At 52.9% G+C, this 4,635-nt stretch carries 5 protein-coding genes; all 5 read left to right on the top strand.

Features of this window, described 5'->3' with window-relative positions:
* A partial coding sequence (locus P8O70_19430; protein ID MDG2199011.1) for a fibronectin type III domain-containing protein occupies window positions 1-617 on the top strand: 617 nt, incomplete at its 5' end.
* Between the two features lie 288 nt (window positions 618-905).
* Window positions 906-1,595: a 4-carboxy-4-hydroxy-2-oxoadipate aldolase/oxaloacetate decarboxylase gene (locus P8O70_19425; GenBank protein ID MDG2199010.1), complete on the top strand. Its 690-nt coding sequence runs from the start codon at window positions 906-908 to the stop codon at window positions 1,593-1,595.
* A 1-nt stretch (window position 1,596) separates the two neighbouring features.
* A complete protein-coding gene (locus P8O70_19420; GenBank protein MDG2199009.1) occupies window positions 1,597-2,688 on the top strand; it encodes a 4-oxalomesaconate tautomerase in 1,092 nt (363 codons plus the stop codon).
* Window positions 2,685-3,587 carry a DUF1932 domain-containing protein gene (locus P8O70_19415; protein ID MDG2199008.1) on the top strand — a complete coding sequence of 301 codons (903 nt, stop codon included), beginning with the start codon at window positions 2,685-2,687 and terminating at the stop codon, window positions 3,585-3,587. The genes P8O70_19420 and P8O70_19415 overlap by 4 nt, the downstream gene beginning before the upstream one ends.
* Entirely contained in the window at window positions 3,584-4,606 is a 1,023-nt protein-coding gene (locus tag P8O70_19410) for an amidohydrolase family protein (GenBank protein ID MDG2199007.1), read from the top strand. Before P8O70_19415 ends, P8O70_19410 begins: the two co-directional genes overlap by 4 nt.
* Window positions 4,607-4,635 lie beyond the last annotated feature (29 nt).

Genomic DNA, 4,635 nt, shown 5'->3' with positions numbered 1-4,635 from the left:
GGCAACGGTTACAACAATCCACTTGGTATCACGTGGTAGTGGTTCACCGTGCGAACGACTCCATCGATTTGTATGTAAACAATGTGTTGAAAGCTACGAAAACAAGTTGGCCGTATACGTCCGGTAGTAGCTTACAGTGGGACAAGATCAAGATTGGTCAAAATCGTTATCGGGATGCCAACTACAAGGGATACATCGATGAATTCAAAATCTACGGTAGGGCCTTTACTGCTTCAGAGGTAGCCAATCTCTATAATTTTACGTTGCCTCCAGCGGTAGAGAACATCAATGTTTCGGGTCAAGGAGGCTCAACTCTTCGACTAACCTGGGACGAAGTTGATGGAGCAATTGACTACACGATCTTTCAAGCAGAGAAATCCAGCAGTGGCCTCACGAATGTGATTACTTTCACCAATCCCAATCTGGATACTTCTACGGATCCAGATTTATCTGCAATCTCAGGCATCACTTCCTGTACATCAGGGTCCTGTTCATATGATGTGACAGGTTTGACAAACAACAAATACTACTACTATCGGATCGCTGCTCGAAACGGACGGGGAAGCGGGCAGGTCTCGCCCAACAGTGAAGTCAGCGCACAATGCTGTTCCCCCTGATTTGAACGCAGACCCTGGCTTTCCTGATGTTTAGACCGTTTCCTAGCGCTCTGAGACTTCAGGATTTTTTTCCCTCTGACATCCTCTCAAATTTCCTGATTCGGGAGGATTGATCTCTCTTAGAATCCTCTCTTCCCGCCTAGTTCTGATCTTAATTCATACCGAAATTTTCCAGAAATTTGCTTGAGAACTTTTTGCTACGGGAGGATTCTTAATCAGTTGTAGTTACCTCTTTAGCTGCTTGGATCGCGCTCTTCGCTGTTTTTTCACTTGCTGGAGTATATTCTGATGCCCGTTGTCATCACAGACATTCCGCGTCCACCTGAAGCATTGGTTCAGGCCTATCAGGATTTGGATGTTGCCACAGTTCACGAAGCGCAAGGTCGCAAGGGTCTGCTGGCGTCCTACCTGCGCCCAATCTACCGTCCTGCCAAGATTGTGGGTACAGCCGTCACCTGTGAGGTGGCCCCTGGAGACAATTGGATGATTCATGTGGCGGTCGAGCAGTGTCAGGCTGGAGACATCCTTGTGGTGGCTCCCACGAGCCCGTGTGAGGATGGCTATTTCGGGGATCTGCTGGCGAACTCGCTACAGGCGCGAGGAGTACTTGGCTTGGTAATTGATGCCGGGGTGCGTGATGCAGCAACCTTGACCGAAATGAAGTTTCCCGTCTGGTCCAAGGCGATCTTCGCCCAGGGCACGGTCAAGGAGACGCTGGGAAACGTCAATACTCCGCTGGTTTGTGCTGGTGCGCTGGTGTATCCGGGAGACCTGATCCTCGCAGATGACGACGGTGTGGTTGTGGTCCGACAGGCTGAGGCTACCGAGGTCCTGCAAAAAGCACAGGCTCGGCTAGCCAATGAAGAAGACAAGCGTGCCCAACTCCAGGCTGGTGTGCTGGGACTGGATCTCTACAAGATGCGCGAACGACTCGCAGAGAAGGGGTTAAAATACATCAAGTATGCTGAGCAGGGCTGAAATGCAGACAGCAATTCCTGCCTGCCTGATGCGTGGTGGAACCTCCAAGGGCCTGATTTTTTTGGGTGATGATCTACCGAACTATGCCCAACTACGTGACCAGGTGCTACTTGCTGCCATGGGTTCCCCAGATCTGCGTCAGATTGATGGGGTGGGTGGGGCTCATCCACTCACTAGCAAGGTGGGGGTGGTCTCCAAGTCCGCTCGCTCCGATGCGGATATCGACTATCTCTTCCTACAAGTCGTCGTTGACAAGTCCGAGGTCAGTGACAGTCAGAACTGCGGCAATATCCTGGCAGCAGTCGGTCCCTTTGCCATTGAGAAAGGACTCGTCAAACCGCAGGGTGATCTCACCGAAATTCGCATCCACATGGTCAATACGGCCAACCTGGCTATTGCCCAGGTTCAGACGCCACAAGGGAAAGTCAACTACGAAGGGACAGCCCGGATCGATGGGGTTCCTGGTACCGCAGCGCCGGTCCTTCTAGATTTTCTGGACACCGCTGGTTCGAGCTGTGGTGCCCTGCTACCGACAGGCAGGGCCTGCGATCAAATTGATGGAGTCCATGTCACCTGCATCGACAACGGCATGCCTGTCGTGCTGATCGCAGCCCAGGATTTGGGCAAGACAGGCTATGAAACTCTGGAGGAATTGGAAGCAGACTCGCAACTGAAGAGCCGGGTTGAATCCATTCGCTTGCAGGCAGGTTCGCTGATGAATCTAGGAGATGTCAGCAAGAAGACGGTTCCCAAGATGTCACTGGTGGCTCAAGCTCAACACGGGGGAGTGATTGCCACTCGGACTTTCATCCCACACCGGGTGCATGAAGCGATTGGAGTGCTGGGGGCGGTCAGTTTGGCCTCGGCGTGTGTGCTGCCCGGATCCGTGGCTCAGGCTGTTACCGGACTACTGGCCGAATCTGGTAGAGTGACTTTGGAGGTGGAACATCCAACAGGTTTTTTCACGGTCGGTTTGGAAGTTGGAGTACAGGGAAGCGAGGTCTTGCTTCATCGTGCGGGTCTCTTACGAACAGCGAGAATGCTGATGCGTGGAGAAGTGATGATCCCCTCGTCTGTGTGGAGTGGTCAGTGAGACCCATTCAGCGCATTTGTTTACTAGGTTTTGGGGAAGTGGGCCGGACCCTGGCCGAGGATCTGGGTAAGCTTTCTGGGCTTCAACTGACTGCCTTTGATCTGCTGTTTGCCGAGAAAGAGAGCTCGGCCAGTAAAAATCTGTTGGCTTGTCCTCACGTGGTTGGCTATCAGCAGGCCCAAGAATCTGTGACGGATGCACAGCTCGTGATTAGTGCAGTTACAGCTGCTCAGGACCTGAGAGCCGCTCAGTCGATCACAGAAGCTTTGCCCAAGGACTGCTGGTTCCTCGATCTGAACTCAGTCGCTCCAGAGACCAAGCACCATGCCGCTCAACTGATCGAGGGGGCTGGAGGTCGATACGTTGAAGCCGCTGTGATGTCTCCGATCCATCCCCTGCGTAGCAAATCCCCGATGCTACTGGGTGGTCCACATGCATTGACATTCGTAGAGATTGGTCAGACCTTGGGCTTTGCAGGAATGGGCTTCTGTGATGCCAATATTGGCAAGGCTTCGGCGACCAAGATGTGCCGTAGCGTGATGATCAAGGGCCTCGAAGCACTGATCTCAGAGTCACTGCTCTCCGCCCGACACTACGGGGTTGAACAAGAGGTGCTGGATTCGCTCAACAATCTCTTCCCGATGGAGAATTGGCCGTGCCATGCGCGCTACATGATCTCACGGACCCTGGAACACGGTGTCCGCCGAGCAGAGGAGATGCGCGAGGTCGCCTTGACGGTGCAGGCTGCTGGTTTGGACCCACAAATGAGCCAGGCAACGGTGGAGAGGCAGGCTTGGGCTCCCCAGTTTGCCAAGGCGTTGGAACAGGATGAGTTGCTCCCACTGCTGGACCAGATGCTGGCTCAACTTTACTCTCAAGCAGAGAAATCTAAATGCTGATCATTGATTGCCACGGACACTACACGACGGCACCTGCGCCCTTGCAGCAATTTCGTGATGCACAGTTGGCTGCCTACAAGGATGCTTCCCAGCCACTTCCAGTGCTTGGAGAGATTTCAGATGATCAGATTCGGGAGAGTATCGAACAGAACCAACTGCGGTTGATTCGGGAACGTGGGGCTGATATGACGATTTTCTCGCCTCGAGCCTCGGCGATGGCCCATCACTTGGGAGATGAAGCGGTCTCTCAAAGCTGGACCCGAGCCTGTAACGACATGATCAAACGAGTGGTTGATCTCTTTCCGGAGACCTTCGTGGGTGTTTGCCAGTTACCCCAATCACCTGGTGTGCCAATTGCGAATTCAATTGCTGAACTGGAGCGCTGCGTCCTGGAATTGGGTTTTGTCAGCTGCAACCTCAACCCAGATCCTTCGGGTGGACACTGGACTTCCAAGCCGCTGACTGACAAGAGTTGGTATCCCTTCTTTGAAAAGATGGTCGAGCTGGATGTGCCTGCGATGATTCACGTCTCTGGTTCCTGTAACGAAAACTTCCATGCGACTGGAGCACACTACATCAACGCGGACACCACCGCCTTCATGCAGTTCATCCAAGGGGATTTGTTCAGTGATTTTCCGAATTTACGGTTTATCATTCCACACGGTGGGGGAGCAGTGCCCTATCACTGGGGGCGCTACCGCGGCTTGGCTGATATGCTCAAACGACCGCTGCTGGCTGATCATGTGATGAAGAACGTCTTCTTCGACACTTGCGTTTACCACCAGCCGGGGATTGATCTTCTGTTTCGGGTGATTGACATCGAAAACATTCTTTTTGGTTCCGAGATGGTTGGAGCTGTACGCGGAATTGATCCGGAAACTGGACAATTCTTTGATGATACCAAGCACTATGTGGATGCGTTGAATCTATCGGAAGTTGATCGACAAAAAGTCTTCGAAGGCAATGCTCGACGGGTGTATCCACAACTTGACGCTCGGTTGCAGGAGTTGGGACGATGAGTGCCTTCACGATGGATGCGGATTGGTTG

This window comes from SAR324 cluster bacterium (assembly GCA_029245725.1).
Classification (GTDB): domain Bacteria; phylum SAR324; class SAR324; order SAR324; family NAC60-12; genus JCVI-SCAAA005.
This window is presented reverse-complemented; position numbering and strand designations above follow the sequence as displayed.

Excerpts from the sequence above, each read along its gene's own strand:
- P8O70_19425 (MDG2199010.1), top strand. The coding sequence starts at position 906 with ATGCCCGTTGTCATCACAGACATTCCGCGTCCACCTGAAGCATTGGTT.
- P8O70_19420 (MDG2199009.1), top strand. The coding sequence starts at position 1,597 with ATGCAGACAGCAATTCCTGCCTGCCTGATGCGTGGTGGAACCTCCAAG.